This window comes from Metasolibacillus sp. FSL H7-0170 (genome assembly GCF_038593115.1).
Taxonomy (GTDB): Bacteria; Bacillota; Bacilli; order Bacillales_A; family Planococcaceae; genus Metasolibacillus; species Metasolibacillus fluoroglycofenilyticus.
In genome coordinates this window covers 3,724,487-3,743,415 of the sequence record NZ_CP151964.1, presented here as the reverse complement: position 1 = coordinate 3,743,415, position 18,929 = coordinate 3,724,487, and the positions used below count along the sequence as shown (strand labels likewise).

12 protein-coding genes are annotated in these 18,929 nt (G+C 38.9%); 5 read left to right on the top strand and 7 right to left on the bottom strand.

Annotated features, from left to right (window positions below; all coding sequences use genetic code 11):
- Window positions 1-398: 398 nt before the first annotated feature.
- The 3 genes from MHH70_RS17475 to pruA form a co-directional block, all read right to left on the bottom strand.
- Complete coding sequence (locus tag MHH70_RS17475) at window positions 399-4,505, bottom strand: S-layer homology domain-containing protein (RefSeq protein ID WP_342472111.1); 4,107 nt, start codon at window positions 4,503-4,505, stop codon at window positions 399-401.
- 217 nt (window positions 4,506-4,722) lie between these two features.
- Complete coding sequence (locus tag MHH70_RS17470; protein WP_342472110.1) at window positions 4,723-5,967, bottom strand: Glu/Leu/Phe/Val dehydrogenase; 1,245 nt, start codon at window positions 5,965-5,967, stop codon at window positions 4,723-4,725.
- A 505-nt stretch (window positions 5,968-6,472) separates the two neighbouring features.
- Entirely contained in the window at window positions 6,473-8,017 is a 1,545-nt protein-coding gene (gene pruA / locus MHH70_RS17465; RefSeq protein ID WP_066166419.1) for an L-glutamate gamma-semialdehyde dehydrogenase, read from the bottom strand.
- A 159-nt stretch (window positions 8,018-8,176) separates the two neighbouring features.
- Between pruA and MHH70_RS17460 the strand changes: the two genes are divergently transcribed.
- Window positions 8,177-9,472, top strand: coding sequence for a sigma 54-interacting transcriptional regulator (locus tag MHH70_RS17460; RefSeq protein WP_107943120.1), 1,296 nt, complete (start codon window positions 8,177-8,179; stop codon window positions 9,470-9,472).
- Between the two features lie 265 nt (window positions 9,473-9,737).
- On the opposite strand, the gene yugI is transcribed toward MHH70_RS17460, so the two are convergent.
- Entirely contained in the window at window positions 9,738-10,109 is a 372-nt protein-coding gene (gene yugI / locus MHH70_RS17455) for a S1 domain-containing post-transcriptional regulator GSP13 (protein WP_066167415.1), read from the bottom strand.
- 427 nt (window positions 10,110-10,536) lie between these two features.
- On the opposite strand from yugI, the gene MHH70_RS17450 reads away from it, so the two are divergent.
- Window positions 10,537-11,862 (top strand): sodium-dependent transporter, encoded by a 1,326-nt coding sequence (locus MHH70_RS17450; RefSeq protein ID WP_066166425.1) that lies wholly within the window; start codon window positions 10,537-10,539, stop codon window positions 11,860-11,862.
- Window positions 11,863-11,912: 50 nt separating this feature from the next.
- On the opposite strand, the gene MHH70_RS17445 is transcribed toward MHH70_RS17450, so the two are convergent.
- Window positions 11,913-12,173, bottom strand: coding sequence for a DUF1871 family protein (locus tag MHH70_RS17445; protein WP_201261934.1), 261 nt, complete (start codon window positions 12,171-12,173; stop codon window positions 11,913-11,915).
- A gap of 225 nt (window positions 12,174-12,398) precedes the next feature.
- Between MHH70_RS17445 and MHH70_RS17440 the strand changes: the two genes are divergently transcribed.
- Window positions 12,399-13,574 carry a MalY/PatB family protein gene (locus tag MHH70_RS17440; protein ID WP_342472109.1) on the top strand — a complete coding sequence of 392 codons (1,176 nt, stop codon included), beginning with the start codon at window positions 12,399-12,401 and terminating at the stop codon, window positions 13,572-13,574.
- A 66-nt stretch (window positions 13,575-13,640) separates the two neighbouring features.
- On the opposite strand, the gene MHH70_RS17435 is transcribed toward MHH70_RS17440, so the two are convergent.
- The gene (locus tag MHH70_RS17435) at window positions 13,641-13,862 is read right to left on the bottom strand and encodes a hypothetical protein (protein ID WP_066166431.1); all 222 of its coding nucleotides are present in this window, start codon (window positions 13,860-13,862) and stop codon (window positions 13,641-13,643) included.
- 19 nt (window positions 13,863-13,881) lie between these two features.
- On the bottom strand, window positions 13,882-14,472 hold the full coding sequence (locus tag MHH70_RS17430; protein ID WP_066166434.1) for a peptidylprolyl isomerase: 591 nt from the start codon (window positions 14,470-14,472) through the stop codon (window positions 13,882-13,884).
- A gap of 213 nt (window positions 14,473-14,685) precedes the next feature.
- Here MHH70_RS17430 and MHH70_RS17425 point away from each other — a divergent pair, with 213 nt between their 5' ends.
- Window positions 14,686-15,903 carry an MFS transporter gene (locus MHH70_RS17425; RefSeq protein WP_066166437.1) on the top strand — a complete coding sequence of 406 codons (1,218 nt, stop codon included), beginning with the start codon at window positions 14,686-14,688 and terminating at the stop codon, window positions 15,901-15,903.
- Between the two features lie 636 nt (window positions 15,904-16,539).
- Complete coding sequence (locus MHH70_RS17420; RefSeq protein ID WP_342472108.1) at window positions 16,540-18,390, top strand: transglycosylase domain-containing protein; 1,851 nt, start codon at window positions 16,540-16,542, stop codon at window positions 18,388-18,390.
- Window positions 18,391-18,929 lie beyond the last annotated feature (539 nt).

Genomic DNA, 18,929 nt, shown 5'->3' with positions numbered 1-18,929 from the left:
TCCGTATATTTACTCCCTTTCAGTATAGCGGTTGTTTCCTATAAAGCAGTATCTTTCTTTGGATTTTCAGATGATGTTTTGGGCGGATTGGATTTTAATAAAATATCCAGACGCTGTATCATCACCTTCTTCTTTTCACGTCGTAATGCTTTTTGCTTCTGCTTGTATATTAGCCAGCTCAAGACTGCGCAACCTATGCATAACGTAATTATTATCATCATAAACAAACCCTTTTATTATGTATACTACACATATTTTCTTGACAAAAACTAGACAAGTTAATTAGTTAACAATATAAGTAGCTACCAAGAAGGGGCTGTCCGAAAAGATATTCCTTTTCAGACAGCCCTAACTTTTATAACCAACTATGCCTCGTCTAACTCTTGTCGGGATTTATATTATTTAACAAATAGCTCATGCTTATTTTCATCTACAATATAAGAATGCTTACGTGCTGCTTCCTCAATATCCATAAATGCACGATGTGTTTCTGGTACATCAGAGAAACTTGCATTTTGTACACCGTATAACGGTCCTCGCTCTAACATGCGATTCATCATACGCACTGCTTGTACACGTGTAATGGCTTCATTTGGTGCAAAGCGTCCATCTGGATAACCGCTAATAATACCCGCATCGCGATTTGCCTCAATAATCCACTGTGCCCAATGATTTTTTGTATCGCTAAATGTTAATGGAATGTTCTCTTCTACATGTAGCTTTTTGAAATTTGCCACGACTTTCGCCATTTGTGCACGTGTAATATTGTTCGATGCATTAAAGTTCCCTTTTTCATCACCATCCATAATTCCTGCTGCTTTAACAAAGGCAATTTCACTTGCCGCAAAATGCGTGCTTGGGATGTCTTTGAATGGTGCTACATTTATCACTGTATCTTCTTCATAGCCTAAAATACGAGCAATCATACGCGCCACTTGTGCACGTGTAATATTTTCCTCTGGGCGGAATGTACCGTCCTCAAAGCCACGAATATAGGCAGTATGCGTTCCTTCTTCACTTACTTGAATAATTGTAAATGTACTGAATTTCTCTACTGTAAAGCGTAATCCAATGTTGCCGTCATGCATCGTCACGACTTCTGGCTGAACTACTTTCTTTTCGCCATCCGTATGTTCGATAAATACAGCTAAGCTATTTAGATACGCCTGGCGCTCTGCATCTGCTGTTGGTAATGTGATACCACGTAACGGCAATGTTACAATCACTGGGCGGGAAGGTAGATTTGTTTCAATCGTCATCGGACGAGCAACTACATGTACGTTGTTGCTTTGTAAAGCTTCACGTACAACACGCTCCGCACGAGCACGGGCTTCAATTGCTTGACGCTCATCTTCCTTTTTCACAGGCACTAAACGGAAGTAGAAGTTGTCCTCTACCCCTTCCATAGAGCTGTTTGGTATTGCAATATGTGCATTATCTGTAGAAATTTCTAGGTCTAAGCCATTGTCACGTAAAATACGCAATGCATCTTTTGGTACTTCAACTGTCGTTTGGGCAACTACATCCTGTACATCCGGAATTACGATACGTGCAATTGTATTGCCAATTTGTTTCGCTTTCTCTACCGCTTCTAAAGCTTGTTCTGGCGTTAAATTCACAAAATCTGTAATCCGTCCATCTGGATGTGTCGTGCGCTCAATTTCCACTGTTGTTTTTTCCAGTGGATTTTCACCATCCACTTCTAAATCAACATGAATAATTGTTTTTGTTTCTACTGGTGCTTCTAGGCTTGGTGTTGGTGTTGGCGTTGATGTACCTCCACCACCCGTATAAGCAGCACGATATACAATGATTGTATAGCGCTTCACGAAGCCATTGGCATCGGTCACTGTAATAACAATTGTATTCGCCCCAACTTGTAATGGAATTTGCCCTAATGTACCTGGCTGACCATTCACCGTTGTCGTCACTGTAGCACCCGCTTGTACTGGTATTGCGTCAAAACCAATAACAGTCGTTGAATTTCCTACATTCATCATATAATCTGTGACATCTGTTTGGAAGCTCGGGCTTAATATACCTCCTGTTGAAGGTGTTAAACTATTTAACCCTTGCCCCACTGTTGTCACAGGGACAAGTGCATTTTGTGCTGCTGCCAACTCTGCTAATGCTAGATTAACTTCATCCTGTGTTGCATGTGGATTGTCTAACACATTTTGCGCTTGCAATAAGGCCGCTTGATAGTTTGTCCAAGTATTTGGTGTGTACTCACTAGCATTTAAACGAGTGCTTTCATCTACTTTGTTTTGTAATGCCGTTTTGTCTACCGTAATAATTGTAAATGTATGCTCTTTTATTGCCGTATTTGTACCGTCTGTTGCTGCCGCAATAATTGTGTACGTACCGTCTGGCAAATCTGTCGGTGGTGTAAATTCCCAAGTACCGTCCGAATTCACAATGACTGAGGCTGAATCGGCCGTTGCGATTATACGACCACCCGCATCCTTTAATTCAATTGTAACTGTTGATGGTGTCGTTATTGATGTCTGCACTGTACCGCTGATTGTTGGCTTTGAATTATTTATTATTTCAGCAGGTTGTGTAATAGTTAGTGCATCTTCATAGGAAACTGGTGTGATAGTATCTATCTTCAATGTTTTTGTCACTGGTGTAGATGTTTTACCATCTTTCTCAGCTATAATTTCTACATTGTAATCACCGTCAGGAAGGTCTGTATCTGGTGTAACGCTCCATTTTCCGTCGCTCCCCGCTGTTACTTCTAACGTAATCTCATCAGAAATTTTCACAGTCACCTTTGCACCAGGGGTTGCTGTTCCTGAAAATTCCGGTTTCGCTGTTGTAACTGTGTTGCCAGCTGGTTTTTCCACATTTAAAGCTAGCTGTTTATTGTCAATTGTTTTTTTGAAGTTTTCAACAGCTACACCATTTGTTCCTTGTATATTTCCTTGACTGTCATCATAATCAACAATGATTTCTTTATCGGTCACGTCTGTACCATTAGGCAATGTGATAATGACTTTTGTTGCATCGTCTGGGTCAACCTCAATTGCATTAGCGTCTAATGTAATTTGTTGACCGTCGATTTCTACTGTAAAGCCTTCTTCACCATCCGTTAGTTGAACCTCTTGATCAAATGTTAAAATAATTTGGTTGCCTTCAGCTGTTACTTGCTCAAGGTGCGCACTTTCAACTTCAGGTACTGGTGCAGCAATCGTAAAGAATGTTCCATCAGTAAGTAGGCTACTGTTTAGTGTAATTTCCCCATCTATTAATGGATAGAATAAATCATTTTCATCAAACTGATTGTCTGAACTTACAACTAAATATAACGGATACTTTGTTGCATCCTGTACTTTATCTACTGCCAAAGTGATAGTTGTATCATGCCAATTCGTCTTTTGAACTTTGTAAATACGCGCAATATGCTTTAGCTTTTCTTCATCTTTCTTTAACGAAGTAACAAAATTAGCTTCAGCACCATTATCACTGAATATGAAGAAAGATTTGTCATTTGCTATCGTATTTTGATTTTTAGCATTTGTTTCCTTAATCTCGCTACCTAATGCAATTGTGACATTCGCGTCGTCAATTTGAGCTTTCGATTGCTTTTGATTCAATGCTCCATTATCGTCACGTCCAATGCCTGTGATTCGGTTGCCGTAACCAATGTTACTAGTAGCCTCCCACATTGGTGAGCTATCGCTAGCAAGATAATCTATTAAACTATCATTATCGTCCTTTAATGTAAGACCATATTTTAAAGCCAGATAGCTGTTAACTCTCATTCGTTCATCGACTTCTAATTGACGATTAAAGAGAATTACTTCGGCAATCATGCCATTAAAACGGCTGGAATGACCTGCACCAATATAGTATCGACTTCCAGAAGTACTAGTAGTAAAACTCGGTGTATTATCTTTTTCTTCATGCAATTTACTTCCATTTAGTGAAAGTGTCCAATCATCCTGCGCACTCCATATGTTTAACATTGCCCCGTTTTTCAAGTCGTAATTATCAACATTAATAGTTAAACTATCTTCTCTACCAAAATATGTTGCTATGCTATTTCCTGTACCATATCTAGCTGTCGATCCTTTTCCACCGAGCTCCCAAGGAAATCCTGTATAATTTTCACTTGCTTGTACAGAAAATACTTCACGCGCTGAATCATTTACATTAAATTCACTTGCAGAACGAGTATACATTACTTTGTTTGTTTGAAGTCCACCATTAAAATTCATACCATTTTCATTATAAGAAGTGAGCGCTTCTCTTACCCAAGGTTCATTATCAGCTAAATCTGTTACCGCAGTCACGTCATTTCCTTCAAGCTCTGCACTACGCTCCACATCTATCCAAGAGATTAAGCCATTACTTACCCCTCCTGGTGCAAGTACATTGTCAGCCGCCTTTACTTCACTAGTCGGTACTGCTACTGAAAGGCTGCTAGCGACAAGCATAACGGAAAGCGCTGTCGGAAGTGCTTTTTGCCACCAACTTTTTCGTTCTTTGTATGTTTCCATTTTTATCACTCCTACCTTTTTCTATATTCAGTTGTATTTACGTCCCTCCCCTTCATTTTTTATCCCCGACCTTCTCCGACATTACTATAAAGTGACTGAACAAAATCTGAAAAATGAGAGCACTCTCTCATAGTTTCACTACTGAAAGAATTACCTTAAAAAACACAAAAAACTGCTGGCAGAGAATTCTCTAGCCAGCAGTCTTTCTTCTATTATATTACACCCAACCACGGAAGCGAGATGCTTCGGCAGTGCGGCGAACACCTACCATGTATGCAGCTAAGCGCATATTAATGTTGCGATTCGTAGCTGTTGTGTAGACGCTGTCAAATGCATCTACCATTTTGCGAATTAATTTTTCACGTACTTCTTCTTCTGTCCAGTAGTAGCCTTGGTTGTTTTGTACCCATTCGAAGTAAGATACAGTTACACCACCAGCAGATGCTAGTACGTCTGGCACTAAAAGAATACCACGCTCTGTTAAAATTTTTGTTGCTTCTGCAGTCGTTGGTCCGTTAGCAGCTTCTACAACAATGTTTGCTTTAATATCTTGTGCATTATCTGCAGTAATTTGATTTTCAATAGCTGCAGGTACTAAAATATCACATTCTAACTCTAATAGCTCTTTGTTTGTAATCGTATTTTCAAATAGAGTTGTTACAGTACCGAATGAGTCGCGGCGATCTAATAAATAGTCGATATCTAAACCGTTAGGATCATGTAATGCACCATAGGCATCAGAGATACCAATAATTTTTGCACCTAAATCGCTCATGAATTTTGCTAGGAAGCTACCTGCGTTACCGAAACCTTGGATAACAACACGCGCTCCTTCAATATCAATACCACGTTTTTTTGCTGCTTCTTTAATAACAATTGTTACACCTTCCGCTGTTGCACGGTCACGTCCTTGCGAACCACCAAGTACAAGCGGCTTACCAGTGATGAAGCCTGGTGAGTTAAATTCGTCCATGCGGCTATACTCGTCCATCATCCATGCCATAATTTGAGCGTTTGTAAATACGTCTGGCGCTGGAATATCTTTTGTTGGTCCAACGATTTGACTTACTGCACGCACATAACCACGACTTAAGCGTTCGATTTCGCCCATTGACATTTGACGTGGGTCACAAATAACCCCACCTTTACCTCCACCATACGGTAAATCTACAATTCCACATTTCAATGTCATCCACATTGAAAGCGCTTTAACTTCCTCGTCAGTAACAGCTGGGTGGAAACGTACGCCACCTTTAGTTGGTCCTACTGCGTCATTATGCTGTGCACGATAACCTGTGAACACTTTCGTCGTACCATCATCCATTTTAACAGGGATGCGTACTTCTAACATACGAAGTGGTTCCTTTAGTAATTCATACATCGCTTCATCATAACCAAGTTTTTGTAACGCTTCTTGAATGACATCCTGTGTTGATGTAAATAGGTTTAAATTTTCAGCCATTATTAATTCGCCTCTTTAACATTTTTAATTGTTTTTTGATATCGCCAACATTGTAACATATTTCAACATAAATTTGTTTATAAAATTGTCACATTTTAAAAAGTCTTCAAGGAATTTTACGTATTCGCAAACATGACCTATGAATTTTACGCAAAATTCACTAATTTCACTACAAAACTTCGAAATTGAGCTTTACTTTTAAACACTGAAAATAGCGGGCATACCATTGTCTACCCGCCATTTTTCTAATCAATAACGCCTCGGCGTTATTGCGTCCAGATTTTTTCGAGCTTGTCAGTGGAAGTTAACCTAAAACCATCACGTCCTGTGATAACAGTTAACTAATCTGCGACATCCGCCGACACGTTGTTGGTTGGTCACTCAGTCGTCGCCACAGAATGTGACGCTCTTAGACTGAGTTCCTCTTTTTCAACGGACATTTGAACACCCGCTAAATTATATTCATCCCACATTTGAAAAAATGGAGGATTTTTCTTGGAAAAAATTAAAGCATTTCTGAAGTTGTTTTCGCTTGCATGTGTAATTGTAAGTAGTCTGGACCACCTGCTTTTGAGTCTGTTCCTGACATGTTGAAACCACCAAATGGTTGGTAACCTACAATTGCACCTGTACAGCCACGGTTGAAGTAAAGGTTTCCTACGTGGAAATCCTCACGTGCTTTTTCTAGGTTAAGGCGATTATTTGTAATAACTGCACCTGTCAAACCGTATTCCGTATCATTCGCAATTTCGATTGCTTGATCGAAATCTTTTGCTTTTGCAATTGCAACAACTGGACCAAAGATTTCTTCTTTCATAATACGTGCAGACGGATCTACATCTGCAAATACAGTTGGATGTACGAAGTAACCTACAGAATCATCTGCTGTACCGCCAGCAACTAAACGGCCTTCGCCTTTACCAATTTCAATGTACTCTGTTACTTTATTGAATGCTGCTTGGTCAATTACTGTTGCCATGAAGTTCGATGGGTCTGCTGGGTCACCGATTGTTAACGCTTTTGTTAATTCTTCTACACGATTCACAACTTGATCGTAAACATCTTCTACGATAACCGCACGTGAACATGCTGAACATTTTTGACCAGAGAAACCAAATGCTGATTTCACGATTGATTGAGCTGCTAATTCTAAATCAGCCTCTTTATCTACAACGATTGTATCTTTACCGCCCATTTCTGCGATGACACGTTTAATCCAAATTTGACCTTCGTTTAATTTCGATGCACGTTCGTTAATACGTAAACCTACATCACGTGAACCTGTAAAGCTGATGAAACGTGTACGTGGGTGGTCTACTAAGTAGTCCCCAACTTCTGCACCGCTACCTGGCACATAGTTCACAACGCCTGCTGGTAAGCCTGCTTCTTCTAATACCTCGATAAATTTATAAGCAACAACTGGTGTTGTTGAAGCTGGTTTTAATAATACTGTATTACCTGTAACAACTGCCGCTACCGTTGTACCAGCCATAATAGCGAATGGGAAGTTCCATGGAGAAATAACAATTCCCACTCCTAATGGAATGTAGTCATAACGGTTGTATTCGCCTGGACGGCTTTCTACTGGTTGACCATTTTTAATGCGTAGCATTTGACGGCCATAATATTCTAGGAAGTCAATCGCTTCAGCAGTATCTGCATCTGCCTCATTCCATGGTTTACCCGCTTCTTTTGTTAATAAAGCTGAGAATTCGAATTTGCGGCGACGGATAATAGCAGCTGCTTTGAATAATACGTCTGCGCGAATGGCAGGATCAACTTTTTTCCATGTTTTGAATGTTTCATCTGCAATTTTCATTGCTTTTTCAGCAAGCTCACGTGAAGCTTTTGATACGCGACCAATCACTTCTGTTTTCTTTGCTGGGTTGTAAGAAACAATCTTGTCTTCTGTTGTGATGCGCTCGCCACCAATAATTAATGGATAGTCTTGACCTAAATAGCTGTCGACTAATTTTAAGCCTGCTAAATATGCATCTTTGTTTTCTTGTTGTGCGAAATCAGTGAATGGCTCGTGCTTATATGGAATCATGAAAAATCCTCCTAAATAATTTTTTTAATTATTAAATGTAATTTCACGCAAAAAAAATTTGCACTCAATCACACTTTATATTTATAATAATGCAAAAGATTATTGCTTTTTTCAAGTATAATCTTTTAAAAAATTTTAAGAAAATTTGAGGTGCTTGCATTGTTTGAACAGCAAAGACAGCTCATTCCCTTTTACATACATGCGATTGAGCATATTTCTGTAGGGATTCACGCGATTGATACTGAGGGGAAAACATTACTTTATAATGCAAAAATGAAAGAAATTGAAGGCTATGCATTTGAAGAAATGACTAGCCATTCCCTTTTTGAGCTTTTTGCATTCCGCAAAAAAGATAGTACATTGTGGCGCGTTATACAAACCGGGCGCAAAGAAATGAATGTGAAACAAACATATCGCAATAAAGATGGGCATGAAATTACAACACTAAACGATACTTTCCCGATTTTTGATCAAGATAAACTTATCGGTGCGATTGAATTTGCACGCGATATTACATCACTTGAGAAGCTGATTTATCAACCTTTAAGAAGATACGGTGAGCCGCTGACATTTGAGACAATTACAGCTGTTTCCGATGCAATGCAGCAAGTAATGACACATGCAAAAAAAGCTGCCCATGCACGTATTCCTGTGTTACTAATCGGTGATTCTGGTACTGGAAAAGATTTAGTTGCTGAAAGCATCCACAATGCATTATTGCCAAATAATGATGATTTTATTACATTTTTCAGCAGACGTGATGAGCGGATTGTCGAAAAAATTCGCAATCATTTGCAAGCTGGCGGCAACTTTACTTTCTTTTTTGAGCGCATTGAATTTTTGTCGATTGAAATGCAGGAGCAGCTACTCCAAATTTTAAAGGAGCTATCCGTGACAAAGCATATGATTATTGGCAGTATAGGCAGCGACCCTATTGACTTAATTAGCGAAGGTCAATTATTGAAAGAGCTTTATTATTTTTTCGCCAATTTAGTCATTTCTATTCCGCCCTTATGCGAGCGTAAGGAGGATATTGAGCCATTTGTATCAGATTATTTCGCTCGCCATCGCGCACGTTTTGCTTCCTCTATCCAAGGTTTATCACCTGAAGTAATGAGGCTTTTTATGAGCCATGATTGGCCGGGGAATTTGAAGGAATTAGAGCTATTACTTGATGAAATTGCAGCAGTTATAACGAATGAGGAAATAGTCACATTTGAAATGTTGCCACTCCATTTCCGCTTTAAGGTACAGCAATCTGGTACGCCGTCAAGTTTGATTTTGAATGATGAGCAATTGCTACCGCTTGATGAATATTTGCGTGATGCCGAAATATTTTACGTGCAAAATGTGTTGAAAATGCATAACGGCAATGTCACAAAAGCCGCTGCCGCACTTGGTATGAGCAGACAAAACTTGCAATATCGTCTGCGTAAATGGAAGCAGCTTGATTGAGACCACTTTATGATGACCGTGCTGGCTGAAAAGATAAATCTTGTTCGGTCAGCTCCTTTTTATATTACGTCTAGTTAAAAAGTCACAATTCGCTCGTAAACATGTAAAATTCGCTCATAAGCGTGTAAAGTTCGCTCGGTTTACAGTTGAATTCGCTCATAAACACCCTTAATTCGCTCGTAATTTTTTTCTGTAGCAAAAAACATCATCAAAAACGCCCAAAAAGCCGATTATGCACGGCTTTTTGGGCGCCTTCTTCACTTTGTTATTTTTGTCCTGATTGTTCAATCCATTCCTGTAGCTTATCTTTTAATGGCTGAAAGCCTGCTGCGTCATCCTCATCAAGTCGCTCCTGCAATGTTTTGCGCTGCTCCTTTTTCAGATGGGTAGGCTCTTCTTGCAACGCACGAATGGATAAGCTTATTTTTTGGGATTCGGATTCAATTTCCAAAATCTTCACAGTAATTTCATCGCCAACTTTTAAGAAGTGACTAACATCCTTTACAAATCCATACGTAATTTCTGAGATGTGAACAAGTCCTTGAGTTTGCTCATCTAACGCCACGAATGCTCCGTATGGTTGAATTCCAGTTACTTTTCCAGTTAGCACGTCACCTACTTTGTATTGTTTTTCCATCATACGTTCCTACCTTCTGTGTCTATATACGAAAATGTCATGTTAAATTATAACATAATGCACTACACAGAACAAAGGAACACCCCAAGGAAAGAGGGGTTTTACATGATTTACAAAATCTTAAAAGGCTGTCCGAAAAACAGTTGCCTCTTTCAAAAGAAATCTTTTACTATTTTTAAGTAGTTTTTACTTCAATGAAAGACGAACAAAACGCAGGACTTTTCGAACAGCTCCTCCTTCCATATTCGTTAAAAATACTTGTAGCTGTCGCTTCGCTTTCGAAACAAAAAACATGTGCTCCTGCAAAAGGGGCATCCCAAAATGACTTTCCAGACATCTCTTTGTTACATAATTGCGAATATAGTTTTATTTCTGTAAAAAGTATTGTAGAATAGGTACTTGTTTTAAATATTAAGGAGGGTTTTTATTGGCTTCTAGAGAGCATTTTGCATCAAAGATTGGTTTTATTTTAGCTGCAGCCGGTAGCGCTATCGGTATTGGCGCGATATGGAAATTTCCGTATATGGTCGGAACAAACGGAGGCAGTGTTTTTATTTTATTATTTATTATTTGCACATTATTAATAGGGCTCCCTATTCTAATTGCTGAATTTATGATTGGGCGTCGTGGGCAAGCAAGCGCCATTCAATCATTTAAAAAACAAGCACCAAATCGTCCATGGTTTTTAGTTGGATGGCTCGGCGTGATTACAAGCGGTTTAATTTTATCGTTTTATAGCGTTGTTGGTGGCTGGATTTTAAGCTATTTGCTGCGCGCACTAACATTTAGTTTATCCGGTCAAGGTACCGATTTTTCACAACTATTTCAGCAAATCATTGAAAACCCCATTGAAATAATCATTGCGCAAGGTGCATTTATGCTTCTAACATTATTAATTGTGCAGGCTGGTATTAAAGATGGGATTGAGCTAGCGAGCAAATGGATGATGCCGCTGTTATTTATCTTTTTTATTTTGCTTTGTATTCGCTCGCTAACGTTGGATGGTGCGATGGAGGGCGTGCGCTTTATGTTCGTACCAGATTGGTCCTATTTCAATGGCGAAACATTTTTATTGGCGCTCGGCCAAGCATTTTTCTCACTAAGCGTTGGAATTTGTATCATGATTACATATGCTTCATATTTACCGAAGGAAGAAAACATCGTAAGCTCAGGCATTAATGTGGCAACGATGAATATTATTATTTCTTTACTTGCAGGACTCGTTATTTTCCCAGCGGTATTTGCATTAGGCTATTCGCCAACAGAGGGACCAGGTCTTGTTTTCATGATGATTCCCGCCGTTTTTGAACAGCTCCCTTTTGGTCAGGTTCTGCTCATCATTTTCTTTATTTTACTATTATTCGCTACAATAACATCTGCGATTTCATTGCTTGAGGTTGTTATTTCAAACAGCATTGGCGAACGACTCCATTTGCGTAAAAAGGCCTCTTGGTTATTCGCTGCCATTATTTTTATCATTGGCATTCCAAGTGCCCTATCTTTTGGGGTATTGTCGAATATAACAATTTTTAATAAATCAATTTTTAATTTTATTGATTATTTAACGAATAGCATTGCTATGCCAATTGGCGCAATATTAATTTCATTATTTGTCGGCTATCACTACCGAAAGCCAATTGCACAGCAGGAGCTTCAAGCAACACCAGTACTATTTACAGTTTGGTATACAATCGTGCGCTACATCGCCCCAATTGTAATTGCTGTTATTTTAATTCGTGGAATTATAAATTAAAAAGCATAGACAAAGTGGCGCAGTTCAGTTCGCACTTTGTCTATGCTTTTTTATATTATGCATTTCGCTTCAAATTTAATTGCAATTAATTTATAGGCCATTTCCACACAATGCTCAAATGGAATCCATTGTTCATAAGAGTGTTCATAAACAGTTTGAATAACCTTTGCTAAGTCGCTCGGATCATCTATCCCCTGCAAAGCTGCAACTACATCTGCAGTTTCTGTGTCATAGCTATCAGCACCTAACTGAAATGGGTCCCACTCCTCAAGCACTTTAACAGCCTTTTGATTCATTTCGATATTTTCCAATTTTCCTAGTCCCCTAAATTATTATGTTTATATGATTCGTATGATAACATATAATAAAGTCAAACTAAAATCAACGAGGAAATACTTAATCTTCGATGATTATTAAAAAAGCATGGATAGTTAATGCGAGTCTAAATCGATTGTGATGTGCTTTTACATTTCATCATCTATAGCTTTTTTAGTTTATGCAAAATCAAATTATTCCAAAGAAAAGAGTGAGTATGTATGTCAAATTTTAATGCAACTATCGATCGCCGTAAATCCCGTTCTTACAAATGGGACCGCATTGAGCAAATTTTTAATATTGAAGATGCTAGCGATATTTTACCAATGTGGATTGCAGATATGGATTTCGCAGCTCCAAAGGAAGTAATTGAGGCAATTGAAGAACGTTTAAAGCACCCGATATTTGGTTATTCATATGTCTGTGATGGCTGTAAAGAAGCGGTTGTTAACTGGTATGAGCGCCGTCATCAATGGACGATTCTTCCTGAAACAATTTTATTCCATCACGGTGTTGTTCCAGCAATCGCAAGTATCATTGAAACATTTACAGCTCCGAATGATAAAGTGGCGATTTCAACACCTGTCTATCCGCCATTTTCGAGCGTTCCAAAAAATCAAGGTCGTGAGCTTGTTTTTTGTGATTTAGTAGAGGTAAATGGCTCTTATACGTATGATTTTGCACAGCTTGAAGAGCTATTTAAGCAAGGAGTGAAGCTATACATACTATGTAATCCTCATAATCCAGCAGGTGTTGTTTGGAGCCGGGCGCAATTAGAGGAGCTAGTAGCACTATGCATTAAGTATGATGTTTATTTATTAGCAGATGAAATTCATGCAGATGTGGTGTTACCTGGTGCAAAATTCGTACCTGCATTATCTGTTGCAGGTAGCGAGCAAGCGAAAATAATTTCGTGTATTGCCCCTACAAAAACGTTCAATTTAGCTGGTATTCAGGCAGCTATGATGGTTGTTCCAAATGAAGATTTACGCAAGCAGCTAGAGGAAAATGCTGCCGCACATGGCAAAATGGACTTAAATGCATTTGCTTCCGCTGCTGTACAAGCTGCTTACACATATGGCGATACATGGTTGGATGAATTAATTGATTATTTATCAGTAAATATGGATTACGTCAGCAAGGAATTAAATGCGCTTGATGGTATTTCTGTTGCTAAACCTGAAGGTACTTACTTAATGTGGATTGATTATAGAGGCACAGGCTTATCTGAAAAAGAAATGATGCAACGATTATTAACAATTGGTAAACTTGCTTTAGAGCCCGGCACAAAATATAGCGAGGCAGGACGAGGCTTCTTACGTATGAATGTCGCTTGCCCATTCTCTGTCGTTGAAGATGGCGTTGCCCGCTTTAAAAAGGCACTTGCTACTAATTAAGCTTTGTACAATAAGGGTTTGTCCGAAAGTAGGCTAGCGCGCCGCTTTCAGACAAACCCTTACTTTTTATTGTTGATTTTCTTGTTTCATGCGTTCGTCACGCTCTGCTAATGCACGCGCTTCGAGTTCCTTCGCCGCAAGCTCTTGCTTTTTCGAAAATTTACGTATAAGTTTAACGACAAATACGCAAAACACCATTAAGAGAAGGACTTCGATGGCAGCCGGCAAGTAGGAGGACTTATCCTCTGGGAATTGAATAAAACTAAAATTTAAAATGAATGAAGCCATTTTTTCACACTTCTTTCAATTAATTATTTAATACCGTAATTGATTCGATTTTAATATCTTCAAGTGGCTTATCACGCATATCCTTTTTCACACCTGCAATTTTATCGACAATATCCATACCCTCAACTACATGACCAAATACTGTATGTTTATGGTCTAACCATGGTGTACCGCCATGTTCAGCATAATACTCAATTGCTTCTTTCGGGAAGCTTGCTTGCTCCATTTGACGAATCATATCGCTTGGAATATGAGGCATTTGCACGATGAAAAATTGTGAGCCATTTGTATTTGGACCAGCATTCGCCATTGATAGTGCTCCGCGGAAGTTAAATAAGTCATGGTGGAATTCATCTTCAAAGGAACCGCCCCAAATTGATTCGCCGCCCATACCTGTACCAGTTGGGTCACCGCCCTGAATCATAAAATCAGTAATTACACGATGAAAAACAATCCCGTTATAATACCCTGATTTCGCATGACCTAAAAAGTTTTCAACTGTTTTTGGTGCATGCTCTGGGAATAATTTAATTTTAATTGAACCCATTGTTGTGTTCATTTCTACTAAAATTTCGCCTGCATTTAGCTCTGTCGTTAATTGTGGAAACATGCATGTCTCTCCTTTAAATTTAATCATTAATCTTTCCTATTCTAACATATTTCTTTTTACTTTTCCGCTTTTAGCAATCAAGTTGCTTCCTTCGTGTTACGAAATAAGTTATACTGTATGTCAATATCTTTTCTCAGCTAATTCCCCTATATGTTTAGTTGTCTCGAACTTCTGCTGAGTATTATTACTAAGTTGGAAAGAAAGTGACGCACAATGAAAAATCGGAAACACAATTTTATTATTATTTTAATCGCAAACTTTATCGTTGCAGGATCCACAACAATGATTATGCCATTCCTTTCACTATACATTGATACGCTCGGTAATTTTTCTGAAAGCTATGTGCAAAGATGGGCTGGTCTTATTTTTGCTGCGACCTTTATTACAGCATTTTTAATGTCACCAATATGGGGGCGGATTGCGGATAAATACGGTTATAAGCCTATTATGATTATTAACTGCTTCGGTATTGCAATAAGCATCTTTTTAATGGGCTATGTGCAAGATGTTGGGCAGTTTTTTGTATTGCGCTTATTTATGGGTGTTGTGACAGGATTTATTCCTACATCTATCGCATTTATTAGTAGACATACGCCAAAAGAAATCGCAGGAAAAACGCTCGGCACATTACAAATGGGCAGCGTTGGTGGAACTCTATTCGGTCCGGTTATCGGGGGCTTACTTGCGGACACTTTTGGCTTTACGTATACATTTTTATTTACCGCAGCTGCTATCGTTCTTTCGGGCATTATTATTATTTTCGGTATTAAGGAACCTGAAATTATCAAAAAGAAAAAAAGTGCAATTTATTCACGCAAAAATGTTTTGTGGGCTATTTTCCACCACCGCCTTATGTTTAGCGTGATGATTGTCACTAGCTTAATTCAAATTGGCAATTTTAGCATCCAGCCATTACTTTCCTTGTATGTGACCCATTTAACCTCAGCCACCAATGTTGCAATGCTTGCAGGTGTTGCATTTAGTGCGGCTGGCTTAGGCAATATATTATTTGCACGCTTTTGGGGTCATTTAAGCGACCAAATTGGCTACGAGCGTGTGCTGACTGGCTTATTAATTTGCTGCGTTCTTTTTGTCGTACCGCAAGCTTTTGTTACTTCACTTTGGCAGCTTATTTTATTGCGGCTTTTATTCGGCATTGTAGCAGGTGGCTTAATTCCAATTACATCAGCACTTATTCGCCGTGATGCACCTGTTGCTGTTCAAGGAGAAGTAATGGGCTATAGTCAGAGCTTCCGCTTTTTAGGGAATATTATTGGTCCTGTACTTGGTGGAGTTGTAAGTGGATTACTTAATATTCCATCTGTTTTTTTTGTAACAGGTTCTTTATTCCTTATAGCCTTCGTTATTTTATACTTTATCCAAAAAGCACCAAAACAATATATGGATGACATGCTAAAGGAGCATGCCTAGGAGAAGCGCCTGAAAACATGCTAAAGCACTGTTTTTCGGGCGTTTAGCTTGGTTTTTATAAAGTGAAACTTCATTCAGTGGACGCTCTTCCCCACTGATTGTTAGTTGAACCATTCGGGCTTTTACGGGCAGTTGATTTCTCACTTATCCTTAAGTCGATTTCACTTTATTCTTGAAGTGGGAGGCTTACTGCCCGTTAATGCGGGATAAAAATTAATTTTCTATGTATCAAAGATAGCTCGTTCTTTTTAGATGGCTATTTTATTAACCTTTAGTCATTCCCGAAAAACCCAAATTATGCTATGATAACAGGCGTATTGATTATGTAAATAATGTATATTAATTAGCGTGTCTTATAGGCGGAAATGCTTTTTATTAGGCATACGCTCGTTGATTGTAGGGGGCGACTCCATCGTGACAAAGTGTAGGGAGGCTAAAACTGCCGCGTCCTGCGGCAACGCCTCCATGACCAACATCCTGCGGACCTCGAGCTGAAAATCCATTTATTTCGGCGAATGCCGAAATAAATTAGTTGAAGCCGTCCCCCGCAACGGAAATCAACTAATTGCTAGGCTTTCTAAAATAAAGGCTAATAAACACACCTGCTATGATAAGTCATTATCGGAGGCATCATTTATGAAAAATTTTTTTGGCTTTCTTATTATTCTTAGCTGCTTTCCTCTTTTGTTTTATTTAAGCGGCGAAATATTTCAGGAAATTGAAGCAGCAAAAGCGTTTGAAAATCAAATGAAGCAATCTATCGAATTACCGACTATCACTTCTGCCCTACCTATTACATTATTAGATAAGGATAATAATGTATATAGTGAGGAATATGTAGAATGGCGGCAGCCAATGCCGCTTGAAAATATCCCTCAAATCGTCAAGGATATTTTCATCGCTAGTGAGGATAGTGATTTTTACGAGCATATCGGCTTTGATTTAAGTGCGATTGTTCGTGCATTTGTTATTAATACGAATGAACAATCTGTTCAACAAGGCGGTAGTACGATTACACAGCAACTCGTGAGAATGCGCTATCTATCTGAGGAAAAAACATACGAACGAAAATTAATGGAAATATTTTATTCTTATGAGCTCGAAAAACGTTATAGTAAAAAAGAAATTTTAAATATGTATTTAAACGAAATTTATTTTAGCAATCAAGTATATGGCATCGCTAGTGCAGCCACTTATTATTTTGGCAAACCACTAAATGAACTTTCATTAGCGGAAATTGCCTTTATTTCTGCTATTCCCAATAATCCGTCACTATACGACCCATTAAAAAATTTCGAGCAAACAAAGGCACGGCAGGAACGTTTACTTCAAACATTAGCTGAGCATCATATAATTACAAATGCAGAAGCGGAAACGCAAAAAAGCTTACCAATTCAGCTAAATGTTAAGCAAAAAATTCAGGCATATCCCGCATATAGTACATACGTCTTGCAAGAATTGAAATGGCTCATCGCTCAAAACGAAGGATTAGATATTTTAATAGCCAATGCGACGACAGAACAGGAAAAACAGCAGCTACAAACACAGTTACAGGATAAAGTGCAAGCACTGCTTCAGCAAGGTGCTGTTGTACATACTGCGCTCAATCCTACGAAGCAACTAGCTGATGAGCATGCGATTAATAACATCCTATCAATACCAGAGCTACAAGCGAGCGCCATTAGCATTGATAATGCCACACGAGAAATTACAAGCATTTATGGCGGCAAAAATTACAAAAAGTTTGATTTACATCGTGCCTACCAAGCACCACGTCAGCCGGGTTCTGCTTTTAAACCGTTAATCGTTTACGCACCGTATTTCGAAATAACAGATTACGCACCTAGCTCTACTGTAAGCGGCGGAGCATATTGTATTGGTACGTTTTGTCCGCAAAATTATGGTGGAGGGCTTTATGGTCAAGTGTCGTTATCAACAGCTTTTCGTTACAGCTACAATACGAGTGCATTGCGTCTTTATAATACAATTGGTATCGATGCAGCCTTTCATTATTTAGATAAATTTCATTTCCGCTCTCTCGATTCGAAGGACAAAACATATGCTGCAGCACTGGGTGGATTAACATACGGTGTCACAGCACTTGAAATGGCGGATGCTTATACAAGCTTTATCGATGGCTCTTATTCTCAAGTCCATGCCATTCGCAAAATAACGGACACAGAGGGTAATGTTCTTTATAAATGGCCGACTGAGCGCACCGTTATCTGGTCGCCAAAGACTGTGCGTTACATGCGCCAAATGTTAACAGAAGTTGTCACAAACGGAACAGGAATTGGACTTTACACAACAACAAATTATATCGGAGCAAAAACAGGTACAACCAATGATTTTAAAGATTTTTGGCTAGCTGGCTTAACAGATACAGAAACAGCTGCTGTTTGGATTGGCTACGACACGCCCCGCTCTATGGAGGCACTCGAACGCTACCAAATCCATTTTGCCATTTTCAATGCGATTGTCGACTGAAGTTGGGCGTGAAAAGAGCCGTGCAATTGCCGGTATTTTTCACGCTTTTGCTAGTGCTTTGATAAAGTGAACCTTCAATCAGTGGGGGTTTTCTTCATCCCCCACTGATTGGTAGTTTCACCAATCGGGTTTTTACAGGCTGTTGGATCCCCCACTTAAACATCTTGATTTTATCTGTTGTTTTGAAGTGGGGTCTTACAGCCTGTTAATACGGGATAAAGTGAACTTCAATCAGTGGGAGGTTTTCCTGCCCGTTAATGCAGGATAAAATATTTGCTCATGGAAATAGCGAGGGCTTCCTTTGAAAATGAAAGAAACATGGAGGCTAGCAATGTTTCCCCTAAGTAAAATAGAGTGGCATGAGGAAGTCGATTTACACCGTATATTGTGGAAAGTCGACTTTTTTATTGCTATTTAGTAGGCGTTAGTTGAAGCGCTCCTCCGAACGGAAATCAACGAATTGTTAGGTATTCTTTATGAAACAAAGGCTGACTAAAAAATTTATAACTATAGGTGTATTGATTATGTAAGTGGTGCGT